The sequence below is a fragment of the Sorangium sp. So ce426 genome (genome assembly GCF_051475585.1).
GTDB classification, from domain to species: Bacteria; Myxococcota_A; Polyangia; order Polyangiales; family Polyangiaceae; genus Sorangium; species Sorangium cellulosum_B.
In genome coordinates, this window is record NZ_CP150341.1 from 602,852 (window position 1) to 626,454 (window position 23,603).

General features: G+C 72.3%; 20 protein-coding genes. 4 read left to right on the top strand and 16 right to left on the bottom strand.

All coding sequences use genetic code 11. The features are described from left to right. Positions 1 to 1,668, top strand: coding sequence for a hypothetical protein (locus WMF44_RS02210; protein WP_437297470.1), 1,668 nt, complete (start codon positions 1 to 3; stop codon positions 1,666 to 1,668). Between the two features lie 163 nt (positions 1,669 to 1,831). Here WMF44_RS02210 and WMF44_RS02215 read toward each other — a convergent pair whose 3' ends face one another. The 7 genes from WMF44_RS02215 to WMF44_RS02245 form a co-directional block, all read right to left on the bottom strand. Further along, a complete protein-coding gene (locus WMF44_RS02215) occupies positions 1,832 to 2,011 on the bottom strand; it encodes a type II toxin-antitoxin system prevent-host-death family antitoxin (protein WP_437297471.1) in 180 nt (59 codons plus the stop codon). A 42-nt stretch (positions 2,012 to 2,053) separates the two neighbouring features. Continuing rightward, on the bottom strand, positions 2,054 to 3,043 hold the full coding sequence (gene thiL, locus WMF44_RS02220) for a thiamine-phosphate kinase (RefSeq protein WP_437297472.1): 990 nt from the start codon (positions 3,041 to 3,043) through the stop codon (positions 2,054 to 2,056). A 10-nt stretch (positions 3,044 to 3,053) separates the two neighbouring features. Next, positions 3,054 to 4,658, bottom strand: coding sequence for a sensor histidine kinase (locus tag WMF44_RS02225; protein ID WP_437297473.1), 1,605 nt, complete (start codon positions 4,656 to 4,658; stop codon positions 3,054 to 3,056). Continuing rightward, positions 4,655 to 5,383 (bottom strand): GTP-binding protein, encoded by a 729-nt coding sequence (locus WMF44_RS02230; RefSeq protein WP_012233021.1) that lies wholly within the window; start codon positions 5,381 to 5,383, stop codon positions 4,655 to 4,657. The genes WMF44_RS02225 and WMF44_RS02230 overlap by 4 nt, the downstream gene beginning before the upstream one ends. A 108-nt stretch (positions 5,384 to 5,491) precedes the next feature. Then, on the bottom strand, positions 5,492 to 7,309 hold the full coding sequence (locus WMF44_RS02235) for a dynamin family protein (RefSeq protein ID WP_437297474.1): 1,818 nt from the start codon (positions 7,307 to 7,309) through the stop codon (positions 5,492 to 5,494). A 44-nt stretch (positions 7,310 to 7,353) separates the two neighbouring features. Further along, a complete protein-coding gene (locus WMF44_RS02240; protein WP_012233023.1) occupies positions 7,354 to 8,247 on the bottom strand; it encodes a M48 family metallopeptidase in 894 nt (297 codons plus the stop codon). A 144-nt stretch (positions 8,248 to 8,391) separates the two neighbouring features. Further along, positions 8,392 to 9,429, bottom strand: a complete 1,038-nt coding sequence (locus WMF44_RS02245; RefSeq protein ID WP_437297475.1) for a homoserine kinase — start codon at positions 9,427 to 9,429, stop codon at positions 8,392 to 8,394. Between the two features lie 218 nt (positions 9,430 to 9,647). On the opposite strand from WMF44_RS02245, the gene hflX reads away from it, so the two are divergent. After that, positions 9,648 to 11,516 (top strand): GTPase HflX, encoded by a 1,869-nt coding sequence (hflX, locus tag WMF44_RS02250; RefSeq protein ID WP_437297476.1) that lies wholly within the window; start codon positions 9,648 to 9,650, stop codon positions 11,514 to 11,516. 45 nt (positions 11,517 to 11,561) lie between these two features. Here hflX and WMF44_RS02255 read toward each other — a convergent pair whose 3' ends face one another. The 8 genes from WMF44_RS02255 to WMF44_RS02290 all read right to left on the bottom strand — a co-directional run bounded on the left by WMF44_RS02255 (position 11,562) and on the right by WMF44_RS02290 (position 20,563). Next, complete coding sequence (locus WMF44_RS02255) at positions 11,562 to 12,512, bottom strand: hypothetical protein (RefSeq protein ID WP_437297477.1); 951 nt, start codon at positions 12,510 to 12,512, stop codon at positions 11,562 to 11,564. Positions 12,513 to 12,522: 10 nt separating this feature from the next. Further along, a complete protein-coding gene (locus WMF44_RS02260; protein ID WP_437297478.1) occupies positions 12,523 to 13,785 on the bottom strand; it encodes a PEGA domain-containing protein in 1,263 nt (420 codons plus the stop codon). A 186-nt stretch (positions 13,786 to 13,971) separates the two neighbouring features. After that, on the bottom strand, positions 13,972 to 14,580 hold the full coding sequence (locus WMF44_RS02265) for a precorrin-2 dehydrogenase/sirohydrochlorin ferrochelatase family protein (protein WP_437297479.1): 609 nt from the start codon (positions 14,578 to 14,580) through the stop codon (positions 13,972 to 13,974). 104 nt (positions 14,581 to 14,684) lie between these two features. Next, positions 14,685 to 15,446, bottom strand: coding sequence for a hypothetical protein (locus WMF44_RS02270; protein WP_437297480.1), 762 nt, complete (start codon positions 15,444 to 15,446; stop codon positions 14,685 to 14,687). Positions 15,447 to 15,565: 119 nt separating this feature from the next. Continuing rightward, complete coding sequence (locus WMF44_RS02275) at positions 15,566 to 17,185, bottom strand: BamA/TamA family outer membrane protein (protein ID WP_437297481.1); 1,620 nt, start codon at positions 17,183 to 17,185, stop codon at positions 15,566 to 15,568. Between the two features lie 51 nt (positions 17,186 to 17,236). Continuing rightward, the gene (locus WMF44_RS02280; RefSeq protein ID WP_437297482.1) at positions 17,237 to 18,139 is read right to left on the bottom strand and encodes a hypothetical protein; all 903 of its coding nucleotides are present in this window, start codon (positions 18,137 to 18,139) and stop codon (positions 17,237 to 17,239) included. 267 nt (positions 18,140 to 18,406) lie between these two features. Then, positions 18,407 to 19,096 (bottom strand): bifunctional phosphoribosyl-AMP cyclohydrolase/phosphoribosyl-ATP diphosphatase HisIE, encoded by a 690-nt coding sequence (hisIE, locus tag WMF44_RS02285; RefSeq protein ID WP_437297483.1) that lies wholly within the window; start codon positions 19,094 to 19,096, stop codon positions 18,407 to 18,409. 3 nt (positions 19,097 to 19,099) lie between these two features. Next, positions 19,100 to 20,563, bottom strand: a complete 1,464-nt coding sequence (locus tag WMF44_RS02290; protein ID WP_437297484.1) for a prolipoprotein diacylglyceryl transferase — start codon at positions 20,561 to 20,563, stop codon at positions 19,100 to 19,102. Between the two features lie 215 nt (positions 20,564 to 20,778). Between WMF44_RS02290 and WMF44_RS02295 the strand changes: the two genes are divergently transcribed. Both WMF44_RS02295 and WMF44_RS02300 read left to right on the top strand, forming a co-directional pair. Further along, positions 20,779 to 21,531 carry a hypothetical protein gene (locus WMF44_RS02295; RefSeq protein ID WP_437297485.1) on the top strand — a complete coding sequence of 251 codons (753 nt, stop codon included), beginning with the start codon at positions 20,779 to 20,781 and terminating at the stop codon, positions 21,529 to 21,531. 5 nt (positions 21,532 to 21,536) lie between these two features. Continuing rightward, complete coding sequence (locus WMF44_RS02300; protein ID WP_437297486.1) at positions 21,537 to 23,027, top strand: MXAN_5187 C-terminal domain-containing protein; 1,491 nt, start codon at positions 21,537 to 21,539, stop codon at positions 23,025 to 23,027. A gap of 233 nt (positions 23,028 to 23,260) precedes the next feature. On the opposite strand, the gene WMF44_RS02305 is transcribed toward WMF44_RS02300, so the two are convergent. After that, on the bottom strand, positions 23,261 to 23,554 hold the full coding sequence (locus WMF44_RS02305; protein WP_157906390.1) for a hypothetical protein: 294 nt from the start codon (positions 23,552 to 23,554) through the stop codon (positions 23,261 to 23,263). Between the last annotated feature and the right edge of the window lie 49 nt (positions 23,555 to 23,603).

A 23,603-nucleotide genomic window follows, 5' to 3' on the forward strand; every position in this document is an offset into this window, starting at 1 on the left:
GTGCGTTTCATCAATCCCTATCCTTACGGCCGCCCTCCCCGGAACGAGGACCTCCAGCGCGCGCTCGCGGCGGCGTCCCGGGGCCAGGTGGTCGACGGGGGCGATCGCGTCCTCGTCGAGCTCGACCGGACGGCGCTGCAGGCCCTCGGAGTGGCGCTCGAGATCGACGAGCACAAGGCTTCCTTCGACGAGCGCGGCCGCGCGCCGCACGGGCTGCCGCAACTCGGAATCGTGCTTGCGGCGGAGGGCGGGCCGGTGGGCCGGGTGGACCTGTACCCGGAGAACCGTTCGATCTACTGGCGGGGCCTCGACTGGAAGCAGTGGTGCGGCTGGGCCGAGCTGCGTGACGACCGCGCGCTGCTCGAGTGGCTCGCCGCGCACGGCGTACCGGAGCCGCTCGAGGACGTGACGCGCTGGAGCAGCGAGGAGGGCGAGCGCGCGCGGTGCGAATGGCGCAAGGCGATCCCGCCGAACCTCAAGGGCCCCTGGTGCGCTCCGATCGAGCGCCTCCTGGATCCCTGGCACACCCTGGAGGCGGCGGCGTGGATCGAGCAGGCCGGCGCGAACATGCGCAAGGCCCGAGGGCTCCTGGAATGGTACGGCGCCGGGTCGGGGCCGTTCGCGCGCCGGCCCGATTACGAGCTGCTCCCGCGGCGCCTGCTCGGCCGCTTCCTCGGCGAGGATCTCCAGCGCGCGCTCCAGTCCCGTCCGAGCGACCAGGCGCTCGCGGGCGCCGGGCGCCATCTCCTGGACCTCGGGCCGCTCTCCCCAGCCGCCCGCGCCCAGCTCGCGCCGCTCGACGGGAGGCTCCGCGAGGCGATCATCGACGCGGTGCGCCGGCTCGCGTCCAGCGAGGACGCGGATCTGCTCCGCGAGCGGCTCTTCCCGGCGCCGTTCGCCCTGCCGGAGCCCACCTCGCTGGTCGGCGCATCGAGCACGCTGCACCTGCGCCGCCCGGTGGCCGCAGGCGACGCGGCGGTATACGCGGTGGATTTCCAGGACATCGTGCGCCTCGAGAGCGGCGCGCGCACCGTCCTCGGCAAGCTCCTTGGCGATGCCGTCCTTGCGGTCCGGGAGGGCCGGCTGCTCGTGGGCAAGGGCGGGGGCGTGCAGGAGCTCGACGCGCGAGGGAACGTCGTGGCCGTGCACCCCGCCGCGACCCCGGAGCAGGCGGCCGCGGCGCGCGCGATCACCGCCGCCTGGTCCGCGCCGGCCGCGGCGCCGCCCCTGGGCGAGCCGCTCGGCCCCACGCCCGAGGAGCGCGAGGCGATCGAGGCGCTCGCGCACCTCGGGCTCGGCGCGCCGCCCTCGGCGCGGGCCGTGGGGCGCGATCACCTTGAGGCGGGCGGGCGCGCGATCGTCCGCCGCGGCGTGGCCGGCGCGCCGCCCCGGCGGATCCCGCTGCCCGGGCGCGCCGTGCTGCACGCCTTTTCGGCGTCGCACCTCGCGCTCGCGCTCGACGTCGGCGACGCCTGCCGGATCGCGTGGGTGGACGAGGGGAGCGACGCGCTGCGCCTGTCGCCGCCGCTCCGGATCGCCCCGCACGCGCTGCGCTTCCTGCTCGCCGTGGGCGACGCTGTGCTGCTCGGCGTCGACCTGGGCGCCGGCGAGGTCGTGCTGCGCATCGGAATCGAGCGCGCCGGCGGCGGACAGCCCGAGCGACCATGAGCGCTCACCTGCCGCAATTCGCTCGCCGCCTGCCCCCGCCGGCCCGGTACCTGATCGCCCGCTGCTGCTGGCTGTGCCCTGCTCCGGGAAGAACGCCAGGCGCGCTCGCGAGCGCCGCCGATGGAACAGGCGGAGCAGCGCCAGGAGCGAGCGCCGCAAGAAGTCAGAACAGCCGGTCCGCCCGGAGCAACCGCTCCGAGCGGAGCACATGGACGAGGAGGACCGCCGCCGAGCGCCCGTGCTCCGTGATCAGCACCGGCACGTGATCTGCCTGAAGCTGCGCGATGATCTCCGTCGCGTGGCGCTTGATCTCGGTCACCGGCTTGACGGTGGGCGCCTTCATGTATCGCAAAAGTGTCACTTTGCCCGCGCGCGGCAAGCGGCGTCAGGCGAAGTGGTCGTACCCCCGCGCCACGAGGCTCGTGAGCTGCCCGTCCGGTCCGACCAGCGCGACGTCGCTCGCGCCCTCCTCGCGCGGCGCGCAGCCGCCGATCGCCACGAAGCCGGCGAGCTCCCCGACGTCGGGGCCCGCGACAACGACCGCGTAGTCCTCGCCGCCGTAGAGCGCGAGATCCAGCGCGTCCATGCCGAGCAGCGCCGCGGCGTCGCGGAGGTCGGCGCTCACGAGCGCCGCGGGATCGAGCAGCGCGCGCACGCCGCTCGCGCGTGCGAGGTGCGCCACGTCCGCGACGAGGCCGTCGGAGACGTCGATCGCCGCGCGGGCGCGCGCCGCCGCGCGGAGGCCCGCGTCGATGCGCGCCACCGGCCGGCGAAACGCGCGGATCGCCTGCTCGGCCGCGGCGCTGGCCGGCGCGACGCCGCGATCGAGCAGCGCAAAACCGGCCGCGGCGAGGCCGAGCGGACCCGCCAGCGCGAGCGCGTCGCCGGGCCGCGCGCCGTCGCGCCGGAGCGGCAGCGCCGCGACGCCGAGCGCCGTCGTGGTGATCGAGATCTCGCCGCCCCGCGAGAGATTCCCGCCGATGACCGCCGTGCCGATCTCGTCGCACGCGGCGCGCTGACCCCTCGCCAGCGCGCCGAGCTCGTCGTCGCTCACGCTCGGAGGAAGCACCAGCGCGGCCAGCAGGCCGACAGGGCGCGCCCCCATCGCCGCGAGATCGCTCGCCGCGGCCATCGTCGCGCGGTAGCCGAGATCCTCGAAGCCCAGGAGATCGCGCCGGAAATGGACGCCCTCGACGGCGCTGTCGACCGTCCAGACGAGCGGCTCCGGGGCGCCCGGGAGGGCGCCGCCCCGCGGGGCCGCGGGCGCGAGGATCGCGGCGTCATCGCCGATGCCGCACAGAACATGATCACCCGCCGCGCCCCCGAGCACGGCGCGCAGCATGTCGATGCGCTTCCACTCGGAGCGCCCGCTCATGGGAGCCCGCTCATTGGAAGATGGGCGGCAGGACGCTGTTCGCCGGCGAGCCGGCGACCGTGGGCAGCTTGACCACGAAGACGGTGCCCCGCGGGTCGTTCGGCTCGATGCGGACCGTGCCGCTGTGCGCCTCGACAAGGCGCTTGACGATCGAGAGGCCAAGCCCCGTGCCGCCGTGCTCCCGGGTCGAGCTCTGATCGATCTGGTAGAACGGGTCGAAGACCTTCAGCCGCTCGCCCGCAGGGATGCCGATGCCCGTGTCCACGACGCGGATCTCGACCGCCTGCTGGAGAGGCGCGACGAGCACCAGCCCGGGGAGGTCGTCCATGTCCTCGCTCACGGCGCGCGCGACGAGCAGCACCTCGCCCCCCGCCTCGGTGAACTTCACCGCGTTCTCGACGAGGTTGATGAACACCTGGCGCAGCCGGTCGCCGTCCCCCAGCACCGGCGGGAGATCGTCCTCGGCCTGGATCCGGAGCTCGACGCCCTTCTTCGAGGCGGCCGGCGCGATGGTCGACGCCGCCTCGACGAGCACCGGGCCGACGGCCACCTCGGTGCGATGCACGATCAACGTGCCGCTCTCCAGCTTCGAGAGGTCCAGGAGGCTCATGATGAGCCCGAGCAGCTGCTCGCTCTTCGACCGGATCGTATCGATGAACTCGCGCTGCTCATCGGTCAGAGGCCCGCCGATGCCCTCGGCGAGCATCTCGCTGTACCCCATGATCGACGTGAGCGGGGTCCGGAGCTCGTGCGACACCGTGGCCAGGAAGTTCGACTTGAGCCGGTCGAGCTCCTTCAGCCGCTCGTACGCCTGCTCGAGCTCCGCGTTCTTCTGCGACAGCTCACGGAAGCTCTCGCGGATCGACGCGACGTGCATCGTCGAGGTGAGGAGCGATTTGTGCCCGCTGAACAGGATCAGATCGAGGACCGAGCGGAGGTGGTCCGCGATCGCGCCGAGCCGCTCCGGCCGGAGCCGCGGCATCCGCGGCCGCCCCTCCGCCGCAGGCGCGAGATCGAGCTGGGACGCCGCCTCGATCTGCGCGACAGGGGGATCGTCGAGGCCGTCCGGGAGGTAGGGGCCCAGGATCGACCGGCCGATCGCGCGCCCGTCGTACTCGATCGGGAACACCTGGTAGAGCGCGCCCTCGAAGCAGGGATCCGCGACCTCGCTGCCGGCCGACGCGCCCTGTCTCGCCGTCCGATCCGCCGGCGCCACGCTCGCCCGCCTGCCTTCCGGCTCGCCGGTCAGGCCGCCGAGCGGCGGGAGCGGCGCGGGCGCGCCCGACTCCGCGAGCGTGGCGCCGTTGATCGACTGGATCCGGATCGGCAGGCCGAACAGCTTGTGAAATGACGCCGCCATCTCCCCGAGGGCCTGGCGATCCACCAGATCCTCGAGCGAGAGGGGGCCGATGCCGACCAGGTCGACCACCGGCGCCGCCGCGGGGGGAGGCAGCGTCGAGGGCTCGGGCGCGCTGGACGCGCCGTCGCGCTTCGAGGAGCTGGGCCCGTCCGCGACGCGCGCCGACGGGATCGGCGCGGAGCCCGGCATGCTGAGGAGATCCTCGTCGTCGAGACCGAAATCCGCCGGCGTCCCCTTGTGGGCGTCGGGCCTCATGGAACGATCCGGGAGCTCTTCTCGAGGCTGCCGCCCATTCGCCGCGCCAGGAGGTCGTTCACCGAGCTCGTCACCCCGAGCTGGCGCGCCGCGCTGTTCAGGAGCTCCTCGCCGCTGATCGACAGCCGCTTCGAGAGCTGATGCGTCTGATCGAGCGTCTCCCACGTGAGGTGGAGCAGACCCATGAGCGTCTCCACCGTGCCCACGCCGCGGGTCGCGACGGCCTTGTACACCGGCTCCTTGCCCCGCGCGGCGAGCCGCGCCAGCTCCTCGTCGCTCCGGATGTCGGGCAGATCGCGCTTGTTGAACTGGATGACGAGCGGCATCCTCGCGAGATCGAGGCCGTTCTCTCGCAGGTTCTGGCGGAGATCGAAGAACGCCTCGGCGTTGCGCTGCGTCTCGGAGATCTGCGAGTCGGCGATCAGCGCGACCCCGTCCGCGCCCTGGAGCACGAGCCTCCGCGTGGCGGCGTGCATCGGCTGGCCGGGCACGGTGAACAGCTTGATGCGGAGCGAGACGTCGCCGTCCTTCGCGCGGAAGGTGAGCGGCAGGAGATCGAAGAACAGCGTGCGATCGTCCTGCGTCTCGAGCGTCATCAGCCGTCCGCGAGCGTCTGACCCGGCGAGGCCGTGCAGCGAGACGAGGTTCGTCGTCTTGCCGCTGAGCGCCGGGCCGTAATAGACGAGCTTGATCGTCACTTCACGGGCTGCGAAGTCGAGCTGCACGGCCGCATTCTCGCATGAGCGCCCGACGATTGGATATGGCCACGGCGCAGGGCGGAGGAGGCCGGGCTGGGCCGGGTCTCCTCCCTTGTCAGGAGGCGTGCGCCCCGCTCAGGCCGAGCCGCCCGGCGCGTTGGGCACGCTGGACACGGGCGGGGGGATCGGCCTGCTCTCGCCGTTTTCGACGGTCCAGAGCGCGCTCCGCAGCCCCTCCAGGCGCGACGTCAGCGCCTTCAGCGCCTCGGCCTGGGCGTCGCACGCCTTGAGCTGGCTCTCGCTGCTCGGCTCGGCCTGGACCCGCTCCTCGCGCGCCGCCTTGAGGACCTCGATGACCTCCCGGTGCAGCTCCTGGCCGGCCGTGACCACCCACGCGTCGAGCCGGCTCGCGAACTCCTGGATCATCTCGTCGAGCTTCGGCCCGATCCGGGTGGCGGCCTCGCGCAGCGCGGTCGGCGCCATCTCCTTCGCCTTCTTGCGGGTCTCGGCCTCGACCTTCTCCTTCACGTACACGGCCAGGACAGGCGCCGCGAGCGCCAGGATTCCGCCGAGCAGGGCGTTCGTGAACATCACGCCGAGGCCGATGGTGAAGAGCGCGAAGACGCCGACGTCGTAGCCGAACGTGTCGACCTCGACGTTCGGTGGCTTCACGTCGCCGCCGAGCGCCTCGCTGACCCGCTTCGCCACGTCGTGCGCGTCCTCGCGCACGAGCGCGATCGTCTTCTCGGCGAGCGCCTCGAGCGCCGTGGCGATCTCCTTCGTCTCGGCCTGCGCCCACTCGGCGAACGTGCGCTCCAGGAACGCCCCGAGGTAGACCTTGATCTCGTCGGTGTGGGCCTCGTCGATGATCGCCGGGAGCTGCCGGAGCACGTCGTCGACGAACCGATCGAGGTCGCGGTGCACCCACGCCCGGATGGCGCTCACCTCCTCGCGGATGCCGGCGCGCCGCTCCTCGATGGTGCGCGACTGGCCGGCCAGATCCTTCTCGATCATCTCGATGCGGCGGCTGAGCTCGTCGCGCGACATCGCGGTCGCCCGCCGCCGCGCGTCCACGCCCTTGCCGAGCAGGCGCGCGGACTCGAGGCCCTCGCCGAGCGCGTTGTCGAGCAGGATGCGCCCGCGCTCCTCGGCGAGGAACCGGGTCAGGTGATCGAGCAGCTCCGGCATCCCGCTGCCGGGCCGATCACCCTCCAGCGCCCGCTCGCTCGAGATCGGGAAGACAACGGGCGATTTCACGAGCTTCCCGAGCTCGCTCCGGATGTACGCGAGCGCCTCGACCTCCTCGTCCTGGCTCCAGATGTCGCGCTTCGTCACGACGAACAGGATCTTGTCGCGCGACTGGCCGAGCAGCTTCTCCTGGAGGAAGACCCGCTCGCTCTCCTTGAGCGGCTGGCCGGCGTCGATGAGGAACAGCACGGCGTCCGACCGCGGGATGTAGCTGTAGGTGATGTCCGCCCGCTGGAGCGAGAGATCGTTCACCCCGGGGGTGTCGACGAGGACCACGCGCTCGCGCAGGAGCTCGGCCGGGTACCCCACCTCGAGGAACTTCACCTCGCCGGCGCTCGACGAGCGCTCGCCGCCGACGGTGAAGGCCCGCACGTCCTCGAACGGCAGGCCGATGCGCTCGCCCGACGCGTAGACCACCTCGGCGCGCGGATCGGCCGCGTACTCGAGGTGGTGGATCACCGCCGTCGTGGGCGTCACGCCGACGGGGAGGATCGAGGCGCCGAGCAGCGCGTTCACGAACGTCGTCTTGCCGTGGTTGAACTCGCCGACCACGACGAGGTGGAACCGATCGGCGTCGAGCTTCTTCACGAGATCGTTCGTGATGCGCGTGGCGACGCTCTTGGCGCCGAGGGACTCGGCGAACGTCACGAGATCCCTGAGCGCCCCTGTCACGTCGTCTTTGCGGCTGTGGAAGGATTCGAGCATGTGCGTCTACCTCGGCCTTGCGCCTTGCCAGGAGCGGGAGCCCCTCAGCCCCAGATCTTGATGACTTCGTGCACCTTCTCGTCGACCTCTTCCATGGAGAGGCCGCCCGCGCCGAGCCCGGCGTGGCGCTTGTAGAGCTCGCTCTCGGCGAAGGCCCGGAGCGCGAGGACGCGCTTCGGCAGCCACGGGTGGCTGGCCGTGAACTCGGCGAACCTGCCGACGCCGCCCTTGCCCTCCTCGTGCTGGGCGATGAACGCCTCGAGGTTGAGCTCCTCGTACAGCTTGGTCGAGCCGAGCGCGAGCTTGGTGAGCGCGCGCGTCGAGACGTCGAGGCTCTTCGCGCAGAGCAGGCCGGCGCGGTCGCAGGTGACCTCGGCCCGGCGCGACCAGCCGGAGAGCGCGAGCATCGCCGGGCCGACGATCCACTTCACGAAGACCGACGCCATCCGCGTCAGGTAGTGCATGGCGGTCAGGTAGACCACGTGGCTGTTGTGGATGTGGCCGCACTCATGGCCGATGACGCTGAGCAGCTCGTCGTCGGTGAAATGATCGACCAGCGCCGAGTGCACCATGATGAACGAGTCGTCGTTCGTCCCGTAGGTGGCCGCGTTGAGGGTGGGGCTGTTGACGATGTAGATCGTCGGGGTCGCGATCCCGAGCGTCTCGGCGCAGTGGACCGCGAGGTTGTGGACGCGCGGGAACTGCGCGGGGCCGACCTTGACGGCGTGGCCGAGCAGCTCGTTCTTGCCGACCGTCTTGAACAGCCTGACCGCGGCGGTCACGGCGAGCTCGACCGGACGCATCTTCTCGAAGGCGAGCCGCGTGTTCTTGTCGGACACGTAGGCATACGCGTTGCCCGCGCCGTCCCCGCCGCCCGCGCGCTGGCCCTTCCGTCTCTCGATGAAGCCCTTGAAATCGAGCGTTCCGACCTGTGCCATTCGGCGAAGGTAACGGCCTAGCCGGGACCGCGCAACGCCGCCATCGCCAGGCGCAGCGAAGTTAACGCAAAATCACAGACGACCTCCGCTCACATCTGAATCGGACCTGAATCGGACCTGAATCAGGGCGCGAGTCGACGCGGATCAGACGCCGAGCAGCGCGAGGAGCCCCTCCGGGCCGAGGCGCTCGAGCGTCCGCTGCCGTGCAAGGAAGCGCCGGAAGTCCTTGTAGACACCGCTGCCCTTCGGGCGGAGCTCGAAATCGGTGATGCGCGTGATGGAGAACCTCAGCGCCGCGATCACGCTCTCGTGGAACAAACGGTCGCGCTCCTCGGTTGAGAGCGGCCGCACCGCCGTGTAGCCGGCGGCGAGCGCGGACACGAGATCCGGGTCGAGATCGTCGCCGAAGCACCACGCGAGCATCGTGACGGCGAGGTCGAACGCGGCGCTCCCGCGCGAGGCGCTCTCGAAATCGAGCAGCGCCGAGATCTCGCCGGCCTCCCAGAGCACGTTGTCGCGGAAGAGGTCGCCATGGATCAGCGTCTGGGGGCCGGGGGTCCGCGGCGCCGCTGCGCGGATCCGTTCGAGCCGGCCGGTGAGCTCGTCGACGGCGGCGGCCACGTCGGGCGGGAGGGCCGGGGCGGGAGCCGTCGAGCTCGCGCCCGCAGGGGAACGGAGCCCCCGGAGCCGCTGGTCGAGGCCGTCGAGGTCGAACCGGCTGGCGTTCGCCCCCTCGAACGAGGCGCCGACGAGGTGCACCCGCGCCAGGGCCGCGCCGACGCGGCGGGTCGCGTCCGGCGTGACGCGCGCCTGGCAGAGCGACGCTCCCCCGACCCACGGGAACAGCGCGACCGGCTTTCCAGCGTGCTCCGCGACGAACGCGGCGCCCTCCGACGCGGCGTTCGTCGCGGAGGGCGCCGCGTCGCGGCGCCGGAGCGGCTGCGGGGTGGCGACGCCCCCGGCCGCGAGGTGCTCGAGCATGCGCGCTTCGCGTGACGCCGCGCCGAGCTGCTGCTCCTCGTAGACCCGCAGGAACACCTGTCCGCGGCCGTCGGCGAGCGTCAACGCGAAGTTGGAGTTGACGCTCCCGGCGAGCAGGCCGCGCACGTCGGCGATCTCCAGGCCGTAGAGCGCGCCGATGCGGCGGGCATCCGCGAGCGAGAGGGGGGTCAGGATGGCCATCGCGGCGCAGGGTAGCCTCGTCTCGCGCGCGGCCTCCACAGGAACCTGGAGGAGCGCGCCGAGCGGGAGGCGAGGAGGGACAGGGAGGCGACGGAAGGGGGACGAGCGACGAGAAAATGCGCGCTCCGCACGAAGATCCGCGGCGCCCCTGGTCGCGGACCGGCCCCGCGTGCGTTATGAAATCGTGAGCGGGAGCGACATCCCCCTTCGATCATCGAATGCCCACCCTCTACGGAAACACCACCGGACTCAGCCCCCAGGCCACCAAGACCCTCGAGCGCATCTACCGACGCAAGGTCCCGCTCGCCAGCATCGCCACGCCCGAGCTCATCAAGGCGCTCGCCGAGGCGTCGCATGAGACGGGGCGCCAGGTCGGCGCGCTGGTGCACCGCTCGGGCGAGATCGACTACGTCATCGTCGGCGACGCGACCCGGCTGATGCTGCCGGACATCGGGCGCCTCCGCGCCGCGCAGGGCCGCTTCAGGGCGCTCCGGCTCGTCCACACGCACCTCTTCAACGAGCCGCTCACCCGGGACGATCTCGTGGATCTCGTCCGCCTCCGGCTCGACCTGGTCGCGGCCGTGCAGCTCACCCCGCAGGGCGAGCCGCGGACCCTCCACTACGCGTACAACGTGCCGGTCCACGGCAAGGAAGCGGTCACGGTGACCGTGGACGAGGCCGAGGGGCGCGGCGACAGCCGCGGGGCGGCGGCGCTTCCGTATCGGACCGTGGGCCCCGTCGCGATCGGCCGCGCCGACGTCGATTTCGGCGCGCTCATCCAGGCGCTCGAGGACGAGTTCACGAAGCGCTCGCGCACGCGGTCGGTCGCGGCGAAGGACGGCCGCGCGATCCTCGTCCACGTCGCCGAGAAATCCAAGGCGGGCGCGCTCGCCCGGGCCGAGGAGAGCCTGCGCGAGCTGACCGAGCTCGCCGGCACCGCGGGCGTCGACGTCGCGGACACGGTCCTCCAGCTGCGCGATCGGCTCGACCCGCGGCTCGTGCTCGGCAAGGGCAAGCTGGACGAGGTCGTGCTGCGCGCCTCGGAGCTCGACGCGGAGACGCTGGTCTTCGACCGGGATCTGACCCCCTCCCAGGCCTCGGCGATCGCGAAGCACACGGATCTCAAGGTGCTCGACCGGACGCAGCTCATCCTCGACATCTTCGCCCAGCGGGCCGAGTCGTCGGACGGCAAGCTCCAGGTGGAGCTGGCCCAGCTGAAGTACACGCTCCCTCGCCTCGGGCAGAAGGACGACTCCCTGTCCCGCCTGACGGGCGGCATCGGCGGGCGCGGTCCGGGCGAGACGAAGCTCGAGATCGGGCGCCGCCGCGCGAAGGAGCGCGTCAGCTTCCTGGAGGCGCAGCTGAAGCGGCTCTCCCGCCAGCGCGAGCAGCGCCGCCGCCGCCGCGCCCGGCTCGGCGTGCCGGTGGTCTCGATCGTCGGCTACACGAACGCCGGCAAGAGCACGCTGCTGAACACGCTGACCGGCGCCGACGTGCTCGCCGAGAACAAGCTGTTCGCGACCCTCGACACGCGCTCGAGGCGGCTGCGCTTCCCCGAGGAGCGCGAGGTGGTGATCACCGACACCGTCGGCTTCATCCGGGAGCTGCCGAAGGACCTGTTCGCGGCCTTCCGGGCGACGTTCGAGGAGGCCGCCGACGCCGACCTCCTGCTCCACGTCGTGGACGCGAGCGATCCCGCGCGCGACCAGCACATCGAGACGACCGAGGCGCTGCTGACCGAGCTCGATCTCATCGGCATCCCCCGCATCGTGGTGTTCAACAAGGCGGACCTGATCGCCCCGGCGGAGGGGCGTCGGCTGCTCCTCGGGCACCCGGACGCGGTGGTCCTCTCCGCCACGGACCGGGAGACGACGCGGGAGCTGCTCGCGAAGCTCGCGGAGCGGCTCAAGAGCCGCTGGGAAGAGGCCGCGATGGTGCCTGCCTACGAGGCGGAAGCCGCGGAGGACGAGCTCGGGGACGGCGGACTGTTCGAGGGAGAAGCCGAGTCGATGACGGTGCTGGGCCCGCCTTCGAGCGCCGGGGCAGGAGAGATCAGCGCGCGTGTGAGAGGGACGTTCGAGGCGTGAGCTCCGCCGGGCTCCCTGGGGAGCCCGGCGGGAGCCGGAGAGAGCTCAAGGCGTCTCCGGGATCTCCTCGCACCTGAAGAGGGGGCTGGGGAGGCACTTGCCGCTCGCGCACTGCTCGTTGGTGGTGCACTCCTCGCCACCCACCAGCTTGCAAGCGCCCTTGCCATCGCACACGTTGATGCCGCTGCAGTCCGCCGCGTCCTCGCCGCCGAGCGGGATGTTCGAGCACGTGCCCGCCAGATCCTTCACATTGCAGGCCATGCACGCCGTGTCGCAGGCGGTGTCGCAGCAGACGCCGTCGACGCAGAGCCCGGTGGCGCACTCGCTCGCTTCCGTGCACTCCACGCCGTTCGCGGGCTTGCACTCGCCCGCGGCGTCGCACGCCTGGCCCTCGTCGCAGCCCAGATCCTCCGTACCGGCCGCGGCCAGCACGCAGGCGCCGTCTGCGCACTCGTGGCACTTCGAGCAATGCGCGTCCTCCGTGCACTCGGTGAAGCAGGCGTTGGCCGCCTCATCGCACGCGAACTCCTCGCACGCCTTCTCCTCGCCGGGCCCGCAGTCCACGCTCTCCCCGTCGCAGGTGCCGCGGCTCGTCTCGACGCCCTCGGAGCACGTCGGCTCGCCGCACTCGGTCTCGGCCTTCGCGGGGCCGCACGCGCCGTCGTCGCCCGACGCCTTGAGCGCGGCGGTGCAGGCGTCACACTCCGCGTCGCAGGCGGCGTCGCAGCAGACGTCGTCGGCGCAGAAGCCGCTCGCGCAGTCGGCGGCTGCGGTGCACGCCTTGGCGGCTTCGCACTTCGGGCAGATGGAACCGCCGCAGTCGACGTCGGTCTCTTCGTTGTTCTTCGTGCCGTCAGAACATCCGTCGTTGGGGACGTCCTCGTCCCCCGGGATGCGCGAACGATCGACCGAGGCGATGAGCTCGCAGCCCATCCCGAGCGTCGAGAGCGCGCCAGCGCAGAGCGCCATCGCGAGAAGGTGCTGTTTCTTCCACATAGTAGTCCCCTTAGAAGGTAAACCGCGCGGCGGCGCCGCCGCCTGTCGGGCTGACGAACGGAGTGACGAACGCCTTCTTCGTCACGCTCGACGCTGCGGCCTTCGCCTCGGCCGGGTCGTCGCTGAGGAGCAGGACCGCGCCGGTGACGCCGAACGTGAGCGCCACCGCGAAGGACATGTCCGCGATGAGCGCGAAGCGATCGACCTTGTCCGCGGTCTTGGTCGTCGGGGCGTCATCGAAGTCGCTCTTCGCGCCGAGCGCCTGGATGCCGAAGATCGTCCCGACCACCACACCGGCGCCGGCGAGCCCGAGGGTGACGTAGGCCGGCACCGGAGAGCGCGGCTCGATCGGCGCCGCCGGCGGCGGCGGCTGCGCGGGCGGCACGTCGGCGGGCGGCGGCGGGGTGGGGGGCTGGGCCGGCGTCGCAGCGACCGGCGCCGGCGCCTGCGGCGTCAGCGTGACGTTGACCTCGCGCGCCTCGGCGAAGGTGACCTCGAGCTCCTGGCTCGCGTCGGCGAACCCCTCGGCGGAGACGGTGAGGGTGTGCTTGCCGGGCGGGACCGAGAGCTCCTTGCCGGTCTGGGCCACGCCGTCGACCGCGACCTTGAGGCCAGGCGGCGCCTCCGGGACGGTCGCGACCTTCACCTTCGCCGGCGTCTTCTTCAGGGCCTCGACGCGCGCCTGACCCTCGGCGATCTTCTCCTTGAACTTCTCGGCGTCCGGCTTCGAATCGAGGAACGCCTGCCAGGCCGCGACGGCCTCGGTGACGAGGCCCTGCTTGTCGAGCGAGAGGGCGAGCTTGTACTTCGGTGCGGCGCCGGGCACGTGCTCGTCCGCCTGGCGGTACAGGTCGGCCGCGACGGCGTACTCGCCCTTGTCGAACCTGGCCTCGGCCTCCTTGTAGAGCTTCTTCGCCTCGTCCTTCTTCTGCTTCTCGGTCAGCGCCTTCTTCGGCTTGGTGGTGGTCACCTTCGTCGTGGGCTCACCGGCCTTCGCGGGAGCCGCGGCGGGCGTCCCGGCCGCGGGCGGCGTCGCGCCGGCCGCGGGAGGTGTCGCGCCGGCCGCGGGCGGCGTGGCAGCGGGGGTGGGCGCTTGCGCCGCAAGTGCGGCTGGCTTCGCAGGAGCCGCCGCAGCGGCCGGCTTACCTGCCGGGGGCGCTGCCGGCTTGGCATCCGTCTGCGCAGATGCCGGACTGACGCTCGTCAGCGTCAGGAGCCCAGAGACCATCGCCGCCGAGGTCAACATCGTCAGCCGGCCCGATCGTGAACGCATACCGTAAGCCCTCCTCCGCGGATAGTGTCGCGTGGGCGCCCACTTAAGCCTTGAAGGCCGCTCCACACAAGGGGTTTCGCGTTCATCCGGGGGCGCGCGCGTCTTGACCGAGGCCCGCGCCGAGGCCCGCGCCAAGGCCCGCGCCCCCGCGGCGCCCCCGCCGCTCCGGCGCGGCCTCTTCGGACATCAAGGCTCGCCGCCCCGCTCCAGCCACGCAGGGAACCGGAGCCTCGCCTCCAGCCCGAAGCCCAGGGTCGCCCGGCGCATGCGCGCGGCCCGCTCGGGGCCCCGAGGGAGGCTCTCGCGGAGCCTGCGCAGCGCCTCGATGTAGCGGGCGAACCGAGGATCCGAGAAGAGGGCGCCGAGGTCCTCCCGGATGCGCCGTATCGTTCCAGGGCTGACGCCATGGCTGCTGAAGCTCATCGTCAGTCCGGAGGCAGAGACCACCGAAGGATTGACGAAGTTCGACACCTCCGGGCGATCCAGCGTGCAGACGAGGCGCCCGGCGCCCGCGAGCTCGCCGTGGAGGCGCCGCGAGAGCGCCTCGTCGCCCGGCACGAGGAACACGATCGCCGCCCCGGCGAGGTCGGCCTCGAGGAATGCTCGCCGGTGCAGATCAAGCCGCCCCTCCCGGCTGGCTTGCTCGATGGACCCGTCGACCTGCCCTGGCGCGACGACGGTGACGCGAGCGCCCGCCGACAGGAGGCGCTCCACCGTGTACGGCGCGTCGCCGTCCGCGCCGATGACGAGCGCCCGCTGGCCGTTGAGATCGAGCGCGATGGGAAAGAGGCGCATGGGGGTGGAGCCGACACGAACAGCGCGTCCGCGCGACGAGTGTAGACCGACGCGCCGCCCGGCGGGCGAGGGGCGTGACGTCGAGCGAGGCCGCCGCGCGTGGCTCAGCGGCCGGGAGACCTCTGGGGAGGAGGAGGCGGGCTGGGCGGCGGCACCGGCGGTAAAAAGGGCTGCGTGCGGAAGGCGAGCCTCCGGTCGGCGTTGCCGATGCGCGTCACGAACAGGCCGACGAAGGAGCCGAACAGCGAGTCGCCCGGCCCGATCGCCGTCGAGCCGGGCGGCCGGGTCACCCACCGCTTGATGCGATCGAGCATCTCGGCGCTCATGGGGTTCACCTCGACCAGCACGGCGACGAAATAGCGGCTGCCGTCGCGGACGAGCGACCGCTCCACGAGCGGCAGCCGCCGGGCCTCGGCGCAGTTGCGGAGCACGCCCTCGACGTTGATCGCGACCGTGCTCGACTGACCTCCGGCCTGGATCAGCTGGATCCGGAACACCTCATCCCAGAGGTCGTAGACGATCCGGCAGCTCTTGGCGGCGAGCGCGACAGGGTTGCCTCCGCTCTCGTGAAAGAGGTAGCCGCGCATCGTGATGACGGTGGGGAGCCCGCTGAGCAGCTTCTTCGAGATCTCGCCGTCGACGACGTCGCGGAAGCCCACGGTGAGCTGAACGATCGTCTTGTCGAGCGTCAAGCTCGCCACCCGGGTGGGCAGCGCGGCCGGCGCGCCGAGCGCCTGCTGCGCGTCCGCGTCGGCGATCTCCTTGGGCCCCGGCCCCTCCTGGGCCATCGACCAGCTCGCCCGGAGGGCGAGCGTCGCGAGCAGCGCGATCCCGAGCCAGCGCGCCGCTCCGCGGCCGAGCGCCACGAGCGCTCGCCGCGCCTCTCGGAGGTGCCAGGCACGGCGGCCGCCGCCCGCGCGCCGCGCATCGCGCGTCGCGCGCTTCGGTCCGCGATGTGCGTGTGCATTGGAGCAGATCGAGCAGATCATTTCCGCGCACCGCGCCGCGCCGGGATCAGCCCGAGCAGGTTCGAGAACGCGAGCGTCACCCCGCCGACCGCCGTGTCGACCCGCAGACCGAGGTTGTAGGTGACGTCAACGGGCACGCGGGCGAAGCCCTCGTATCCGGTCGGCGCGTCGGTGAACTCGCGGCGCGTCGCGAGGCCGTACAGGCCCACGGCGCCGAAGAGATCGACGCCGTAGATGGATCCGCGGCCGGCGTAGACCGGGATCCGGTACTCCGCCTCCAGCTTCGCGGCGAAGTCTCCGTACCGGACCTCGATGATGTCCGTGCTGAGGAAGTTCGGCGGTTGCCTCCGATCGGGCGCGAGATCGAGCAGCCGATCCGGCAGGAGGTCGGTGAGATCGCCGACGTAGAATTTCTCGAAGAAAGGCGCGTCCCCGGCTATCGCGCCGGCGAACGCCTCGAGGCGGAGCACGTGCCGCAGCGGCAGGCGGAACCAGCGCTGCGCGCCGAACTCGAGCTTCTGGTAGCCGTAGTCGCTGCCGAACGGCGGTACGCCCACCGTGACCGAGACCGACGCGAGCGTGCCCTGCGTCGCGAGGAAGGGCGCGTCGCGCGTGTCGTGATCGATCGCGGCGTGCAGCGACGAGAGCACCGTCTTGCCGCCCAGGATGTCGAACGCGATGGGCTCGCGGCTGTCGCCGCGCATGTGCGAGGCGACCGTGGGCACGGTCGCGTCGATCTGCTCCAGGTGGTAGTCGAGCGACAGCCGCGAGGAGGAGGAGACGTCGTGACCTGTGCCGAGCGTCGCGCCGAACCGCTTGTAGGCGACGACGGCGTAGCCCGTGACCTCGCGCTGCTCGAGCAACGGGGACTCGAAGACGACGTCCCGGTTGCCGAAGAAGTCACGCGCGTCGTTGTAGAGCACCGTCACCGCGGCCGACCAGCGGGTCCCGACGAACGCGGGGTCGACGAAGCGGGTCCTCAGCGCGAGCTGGTCGGCCGCGAGCCCGACGCCGGCGCCGAGCGTGATCCCCGTGCCGGCGAGGTTGGTCTCGGCGACCTGCACGCCGGTGAACGCGGAGAGCGGCTTCGCGTTGCCCGCGGTGTCCTCGTCGGCCGCGATGCCGAGCCAGAGGTCCTGCACGACGAACGTGTTGCGCTCGACGACGTCGATCACGAGCGTCGCGCTCCCGCGCTCGACCCCCTTGCGGAGCGAGAACCCGACCGAGGAGAAGAACCCGGTCCCGAGGAGGCGGTAGCGCGTGAGCTCGATCTCCGGATCCTCGACGTCGAGCAGGTCCCCCGCGCGGAACCTGACGTAGCGGAGGATCACGCGCGCGGCGGTGCGCACGTTGCCTCGGATCTCGATGCCGTCGAGGGTGTACCGGACGCGATGCCTCTCCTGGAGCGCCGCGCCGCGCGACAGCGCCGCCGCGTGGGGGGGCGCAGCAGCGCGCGGCGCTCGATCCTGCGCCGTCGCTTCTGCGTCGGCGGCGGCCACCGCGCCTTGCCCGAGCGCGCGCCTCGGGCACGTCCCCAGGAGCAACGCGCACCAGAGCGCGAGGTGGGCGCGGCCGAGCGCAGGGGGCAGGGGGATGGCCCGGGAGCGTGAAGAGCTCCGGAATCGAGGTGGATTCACGGGGTTCCTGCAACGCCGCCGAAGCCTCCCGAGGCGTCGGCGACGCGCCCTTCAGCAGCGCACCCTAGCACGATCGATCGCCTCGCCGGAGGAATCGGTCGCGTCGAGATCGACCCCCGCCGCGGCGTCCTCGGCGACGGCGTCGGAGGGGACAGGGGGCGACGGCGTCCCGCAGCGGATCTGCGCCGCAGCGGTCACGCGCTGCGGCCAACGTGCATCGCGCGGCGTCGGGGCGGGCTCGGTGTGCTCTGCCAGCACGAGCAGGTCCAGCCGGGCCGGCGTCGGCTCGATCAGGTGATCGGATGCGGCGAGCAGCAGCGCCCGGACCTCGGTCCGGACGCTGGCCTCGCGCGCCCAGCGCGCGCCGACGCTCGCGGCGATGGCGCGGGCGAGGAGGAGCTCGGCGCGGCCGCGCACGTCCGCGGGGATCCAGTCCGCGATGAGCGGATCCGCGAGCATGGATAGCGTCTTGCGCAGCGCGGTGACGCGGCGAGGGCCGAACCTGTCCGGCGCGCGCTCCGCGTGGCGCGCGAGGCGCCCTGCCCTGCGGAGCGCGCGCCTCGCCGCCCTGCCGACCACTGCGCCGTGCACGGTGAGCCGTTCGCGCGGCGCATCGATGGCGCGCAGCACCGCGGCCAGCGAGACCCCGCCCGCGATCACCAGCGCGACCGTCACCGCCGTGGCCTCGAGGCCGTGCAGCTGAAAGCCGCCGGTCGCCGCGACGAAGGCGCAGGCCGACGCCAGCAAGAGCCCCAGGGAGCCCAGCGCGCCCGCGGTGTGCGAGCGGCCGCGCCAGGGGCCGCCTTCGCCGTGGAGGGTCCGCGCGTAGCCGTCCGGCGCGATGAGCCGCCCTCCGCTCGGGATGAGGCCCACCATGGCCCGCCGCGCCGCGCGCCCGAGGCCGACCTCCAGCGGGCCGAGTTCGATGCCGGGCGGCTCACGGAACGGGCTCATCCATCCAGAATAGCCCATCCGCCGCCCTCACGGAGGGCGGGGGCCGGCGCGCAGCTGCGGCGGCGAAGCCTCGCCGTCTGCCGCCTCGCTCTCGCGGGCGCCGCCGCCCTCGGGGTGATCCTGACCGGCAGCCCGGTTGCGATGGCAGGGCTTCGTCCGTCTACGACGGGCTCTGCGGCTGCTGACAGCGCAGCGCCGCGGACAGCGCGGCGCGACGGAGCACGAAGCGTGAGCCGCCGCCACATCGAGGCAGCGGCGCGCAGCGCATCACGGCTTCCCCGGGCTGTCCTTCTGTGCCCGCGACGCCTTCTCGACGAGGCCGCTCGTGCCCATGCGCGACGCGAGCGCCGAGAGCACCGCGCGCAGCGGGACGCCGCGCGACGCGAGGCCGACCAGCAGGTGGTAGATGACGTCCGCCGCTTCGGACGCGACGCGCTCGTCGCTCTCCCCGGCGATCGCCTGGGCCAGCTCGCCGGCTTCCTCGCGGAGCTTTGCGCCGATGAGCGGCGCGCCTCCGTCGAGCAGCTTCCGGGTGTAGCTCTTCGTCGCCGACGACGTTTTGCGCGCCTCGAGCTCGCGCTCGAGGGACTCGAGCAGCGCGGACGCGTCCTGCCCCTCGTCGGCGGCCTCGGGCTCCCCGTCGCCGCGGGCATCGACCTGCCGGAAGAAGCAGCTCGCGCTCCCCGTGTGGCACGTCGGGCCGCGGGGCTCCGCGAGGATCAGGAGCGCATCCCCGTCGCAGTCGGCGTGGACGCTCGTCACCGCGAGCGTGTTGCCGCTCGTCGCCCCCTTCTCCCAGAGCTCGCCGCGCGATCGGCTGAAGAAGGTGGCGCGCCCCGTCTCGAGCGTCCTGGCGAGCGACTCCCGCGTCATGTACGCGAGCATCCGGACCTGCCCGGTCAGCCGATCCTGCACGACGGCCGGTACGAGCTTGCCCTCTCCGAATGCGATCTTCACGGTCTATGCCTCTCCGGTGGTGTCGGGCGCCTCGGCGGCGCCGGTTTCGCGGGCCGTCGCCCGGCCCTCGTCCTTTGCGCTGCCGCGCTTGGCCCGCGGCGGCGCGTCGCCGGCCTTCGGCGGCGCGCTCCGCTTCCTTCTCGGCGCGTCGTCCTCGTCCTCGTCGTCCTGGTCCTCGTCGTCGCCATCGGCTTGCCTGTCGGCGGCCGCGGCGGGGCTGTCCGGGAGGCTGAGCGCCATCGCCTGCTCCGGGTGGTCCAGGGCGGCCTTGTAATAGACCGCGAACGCGATCGACGCGGCGAGCCCGGTCGCCAGCGCGACGGCCTGGGAGGTTGAGTACTGGAGGGTCGCGGAGGCGGCGAACGTCTCGGGCCTGAGGGCCAGGTACAGGGCGACCGCGGGGACGAAGGAGAGCACCTGCGTCACCTTGCGCACCGTGTTGTCGCGGAGGAGGTGGGAGAACCCGATCGTGTACCCCACGGCGAAGATCACGAGGCCGGCCGGGAGCAACACGTGCTCCGGGAGCGACGGCGGGATCGAGCCGCGCTCCGCGTCGTCGCGGAGGAGCTCGAGCAGGTAGCGGCAGACGCCGTAGGAGAACGTGAAGATGAGGAAGATCTCGCCACGGAACTTCTGCCGGCGGCGCGCGAGGAGCAGGAGCGCGAGCAGCCCTGCGCCGACGAGCGCCTCGTAGATCTGCGTCGGGTGCACGGCGAGCGACGCCTCGGAGCTCGGATCCAGCCCGCGCTCCTTGACGTGCTGCACCCACGCCGGGGACCCGCTGCCGTGGTCCAGCGTGCCCTCGGCCCAGCGCGGGAACGTGCCGAGCTTCTTCAGCCAGGCGGGCGCCGTCTCGCCGAGCGGCCGGCCGAAGTCGCAGCCGAACAGGTAACACCCGATGCGCGTGATCATCAGGCCCGAGGCGAGGCTCGGGACGGCGACGTCGGCCCAGGGGAGCAGCGGGATGCGATGGGAGCGCAGGAACAGGTACGAGCCCAGGAAGCCGCCGAGGAAGCCGCCGTACGCCACCAGCCCGCCGCGGCGGATGTCGAACATCGCGCCGAACGAGTCGAACTCGTCGAGGTTCGTGAGGATGTAGAGCACGCGCGACCCGACGACCGCGGCGGCGGCGGTGACGACGTAGCAGTTGGCCATCGTCTCCTTCGGCAGGCCGTCGCGCTCCGAGAGCCCGAGCGTCAGGTACCAGCCGACCACGAGCGAGAGCCCGAGCATGACACCGTAGCTGTAGATGGGCAGCGGACCCAGGGTGTAGGTCTGCTCCTTGACCTGGGAGGCGATCGCCGCGAGCGCGACGCCTGCGATGCCCGCGGCCGTCGCGCCTGGCTTGTTCTTCGCGATGAGCAGCCCGATCGCGCCCGCGAAAGCGATGCCCGCAGCGATCAGGAAGACCCAGAGCAGGGGCACGGTCCAGGCGGGCAGCGGGACGCGGAACAGGATGGGATGCATGGCGCCTCTCCTTACGCCTGGGCTTGGGGACCATCAAGCATCGTCTCTCGCGCATGACGCAGCGAGCCAAGGCGTTCGCTGACGCTGGTCCAACCGCGCCGGGCGATCGCGATGTGCCCGGGCCGTCAGCGCAGCGCGACGTTCTCTCCATTCTGTCGACGGCGCCCGCGAAGCGGCTCTCGAAGTCCGCGCGCGCCGCTGCTAGCATCGATTCCGTGCTCTCTGGCCGTGCCACCGTCGGGGTCTTCGCAGTGCCTGGACTGCTCGTGAGCGCGGCGTGTGTTCCCGAAGGGCCGGCCACGGGGGACGCGAGCGCGCGGCCAGCCGGGACGGTCGCGTCGTCGGTCTCCTCGCCGACCGCGGGCGCCGCTCCGGGAGCGCAGGGGGCGGGCGTGTTCGAGGACGACTTCAACCGGCCGGCGCTCGGCGCCGACTGGAACGCCTTGAGCTCCAAGTGGACCATCGACGAGGGGCGGCTCTGCGTGCGCGCCGCGAGGAACCGCGGCGTGTGGTTGAAGCGGCCGCTGCCGGAGAACGCCCGGATCGAGTTCGACGCCATCGCCGAGGCCCCGGACGGCGATCTCAAGGCCGAGCTCTGGGGAGACGGTCGGAGCGGGGCGACGGCGGCGAGCTACACGAACGCGACGAGCTACCTCGTGATCCTCGGGGGATGGAAGAACACGAAGCACGTGCTCGCGCGCCTCGACGAGCACAGCGCCGAACGGCTGGAGATCGACGTGGATCCGGACAGCGACGACGACCGCGCGCGGCCGGTCGCGCCGGGGCAACCGTATCGCTTCCGGATAGAGCGTCGTGACGGCAGGACCCTCTCCTGGTCGGTGAACGACGTCGAGTACCTGGAGCTCAGCGACCCTGCTCCGCTCTCCGGTCCAGGGCACGAGCACATGGGCTTCAACGCATGGGATGCGCCGGTCTGCTTCGACAACCTGCGCATCACGCCCCTCTAGCCGCGATGGAATCGGGTGAGGTCGAGCGGGAGCTCGAGGAGCTGGAGACGCGCATCGAGCGGCTGCGCGCGCTCTACGAGCAGTATTTCATGGGGATCGAACGGCTGGAGCCGCTCATCCCGCGCAAGGACGTCGAGCGTCGCATCTGGGTGATGCGGCGGGAGCAGATCAGGAACACCGGGCTCCGGTTCAAGTTCCAGATGCTGATCCAGCGCTACAACACGTTCCAGCAGTACTGGGGCCGCATCTCGCGCGAGATCGAGAACGGCACGTACCGCCGCGACGTCATCCGCGCAGCGAAGCGGGTCGGGGCGAAGGAAGCGCTCACGGTCGTCGGCCGCAAGCGGGCAGAGCGCTACGCGGAGCTCGCCGAGCAGCAGGAGACGGCGCGCGAGCCGGTCCACCGCGCCGATGAAGGCGGCGATCTCGAGGCGATCGACGTCGACGACGAGGCGGTCACGCTGGCGCCCCCGCCCTTGCCCGCCGCGTCGCTCTTGGGAAAGCGATCGCTGGCCGCGCTGGCCGTCGAGGAGGTCGCGCCTCGCGCCGCGGTCGCGCCGCCGACCGCACCGGAGGCGTCGAGCGCGGCGCCCGCCAGCGCGCCGGTGCGCCCTGCGCTCGCGCCGCCTGCCATGCCGCAGGCCGCCGCGGCCGTGAAGCCCGCGCCGCTGGGAGGGCTGCCCCGAGGGCTCGGCCTGACCAGGCCCCAGCAGAAGCCGGCGGAGAGCAAGGCGGCAGAGGCGAAGCCGGCCGAGGCCTCGCCAGCAGGCGCGAAGTCGCCGGCGCGCCCTGCCGCCGACAAGGCCCAGCCTGCGGCGGGCGCGAGCAGCCGTCAGCGGCTCGCCGAGCTCGCGGCGGAGATGCGCGCTCAGCGCACCAAGACCGGCGACGCGGCGAAGGCCGCGGCCGGGCTTCCAGACGCGTTGACGGACGTCGCGTCCGAGCCCCCGCCTGCTCCGAAGCGACCGCCGCCCCCGAGCCCCGTCAAGCCTTCTCCTGGCGCTCCGGCCGAAGCCCCAGCGGTCGCTGCCGCCGCCACGGCGGGCGAAGCGAAGGGCGCCGGAGCGAAGCGGCAGGAGCGCGTCCACTCGGAGCGCCCGCCGTCGGCCCGGCGCCGTCGCTCCACCGCGCCGCCTGCCGCGGAGACCGGCGCGGCGGGCGGCGCTCGGCAGACGGCGCCGCGGACGCCGTCGCGCCCCCCGGAGGCCGCGCGCGCCGGCCTCGACGCCGCGGTGCGCGCGCGACCCGCGCCCCCGCAGCGATCTGCTGCGCGCGACGACGAGCTCCCGGAGCAGCGGCTGCGTCAGATCTACGCGAAGTACGTCGAGACAAAGCGCGCCGCGCGTGAGTCGACGGCCGGCGTCACCTACGAGCGCCTGGCCGAGAGCCTCCGCGCGCAGGCAGCGAAGCTGCGGGCGACGAACCCGGCCAAGTCCGTCGACTACGATGTCGTCGTCAAGGACGGCAAGACCCTGCTGAAGCCGATCCTCAAGTAGCCGAAGAGCGGCTGGCGGCAGGGCGGGCGCGACGTCCGAGGCGGGGGCCGACGCGCGACACGAGCTCAGCCGCGTCGTTCGGCTCGCTGAGGCGTACTTTCGTACGCCTCACTCGCCTGCCTAGCGGCTGAGCCCGTATCCCACGAGCCTGCACACCGCGCTGGCGGAGACGCTCCCGAGGGCGCTCGCCTCGTCAGACGGCTGGACTGGGCGGGTGAGGATGTTCCGGCGGATCAGTGATGCGCGACGCGGCGCCAAAGCTGCGGCAGTCGCTGGACCCGCGCAGGTACTCCGGCGTCGTCCTCGACGAAGAGGATCGCACATGCCGTGCGGTCGGCCTCGCGCATCCTCGCGCATAAGTCGGCCAGGTCATCGTCGGCGTCCACAACGTCGGCTTCGGCCGGCTGGGAACAGCCCTGAACGTATTTGACATTGTCAAGGGCGATCCATCGCCCAGCGAACTCTTTGGATCGACATATGTCGCGCCAGCTCATTCGAGGCGCGGCCAAACGAATCTTACTGCCCATTTCCCGTGAGCGACCTTCTCCCCCATGTTCCAAAGTCAAGCGCCGACCA

Excerpts from the sequence above, each read along its gene's own strand:
- WMF44_RS02215 (WP_437297471.1), bottom strand. The coding sequence starts at position 2,011 with ATGAAGGCGCCCACCGTCAAGCCGGTGACCGAGATCAAGCGCCACGCG.
- thiL (WP_437297472.1), bottom strand. The coding sequence starts at position 3,043 with ATGAGCGGGCGCTCCGAGTGGAAGCGCATCGACATGCTGCGCGCCGTG.
- WMF44_RS02225 (WP_437297473.1), bottom strand. The coding sequence starts at position 4,658 with ATGAGGCCCGACGCCCACAAGGGGACGCCGGCGGATTTCGGTCTCGAC.
- WMF44_RS02235 (WP_437297474.1), bottom strand. The coding sequence starts at position 7,309 with ATGCTCGAATCCTTCCACAGCCGCAAAGACGACGTGACAGGGGCGCTC.
- WMF44_RS02240 (WP_012233023.1), bottom strand. The coding sequence starts at position 8,247 with ATGGCACAGGTCGGAACGCTCGATTTCAAGGGCTTCATCGAGAGACGG.
- WMF44_RS02245 (WP_437297475.1), bottom strand. The coding sequence starts at position 9,429 with ATGGCCATCCTGACCCCCCTCTCGCTCGCGGATGCCCGCCGCATCGGC.
- hflX (WP_437297476.1), top strand. The coding sequence starts at position 9,648 with ATGCCCACCCTCTACGGAAACACCACCGGACTCAGCCCCCAGGCCACC.
- WMF44_RS02255 (WP_437297477.1), bottom strand. The coding sequence starts at position 12,512 with ATGTGGAAGAAACAGCACCTTCTCGCGATGGCGCTCTGCGCTGGCGCG.
- WMF44_RS02260 (WP_437297478.1), bottom strand. The coding sequence starts at position 13,785 with ATGCGTTCACGATCGGGCCGGCTGACGATGTTGACCTCGGCGGCGATG.
- WMF44_RS02265 (WP_437297479.1), bottom strand. The coding sequence starts at position 14,580 with ATGCGCCTCTTTCCCATCGCGCTCGATCTCAACGGCCAGCGGGCGCTC.
- WMF44_RS02280 (WP_437297482.1), bottom strand. The coding sequence starts at position 18,139 with ATGAGCCCGTTCCGTGAGCCGCCCGGCATCGAACTCGGCCCGCTGGAG.
- WMF44_RS02290 (WP_437297484.1), bottom strand. The coding sequence starts at position 20,563 with ATGCATCCCATCCTGTTCCGCGTCCCGCTGCCCGCCTGGACCGTGCCC.
- WMF44_RS02300 (WP_437297486.1), top strand. The coding sequence starts at position 21,537 with ATGGAATCGGGTGAGGTCGAGCGGGAGCTCGAGGAGCTGGAGACGCGC.
- WMF44_RS02305 (WP_157906390.1), bottom strand. The coding sequence starts at position 23,554 with ATGGGCAGTAAGATTCGTTTGGCCGCGCCTCGAATGAGCTGGCGCGAC.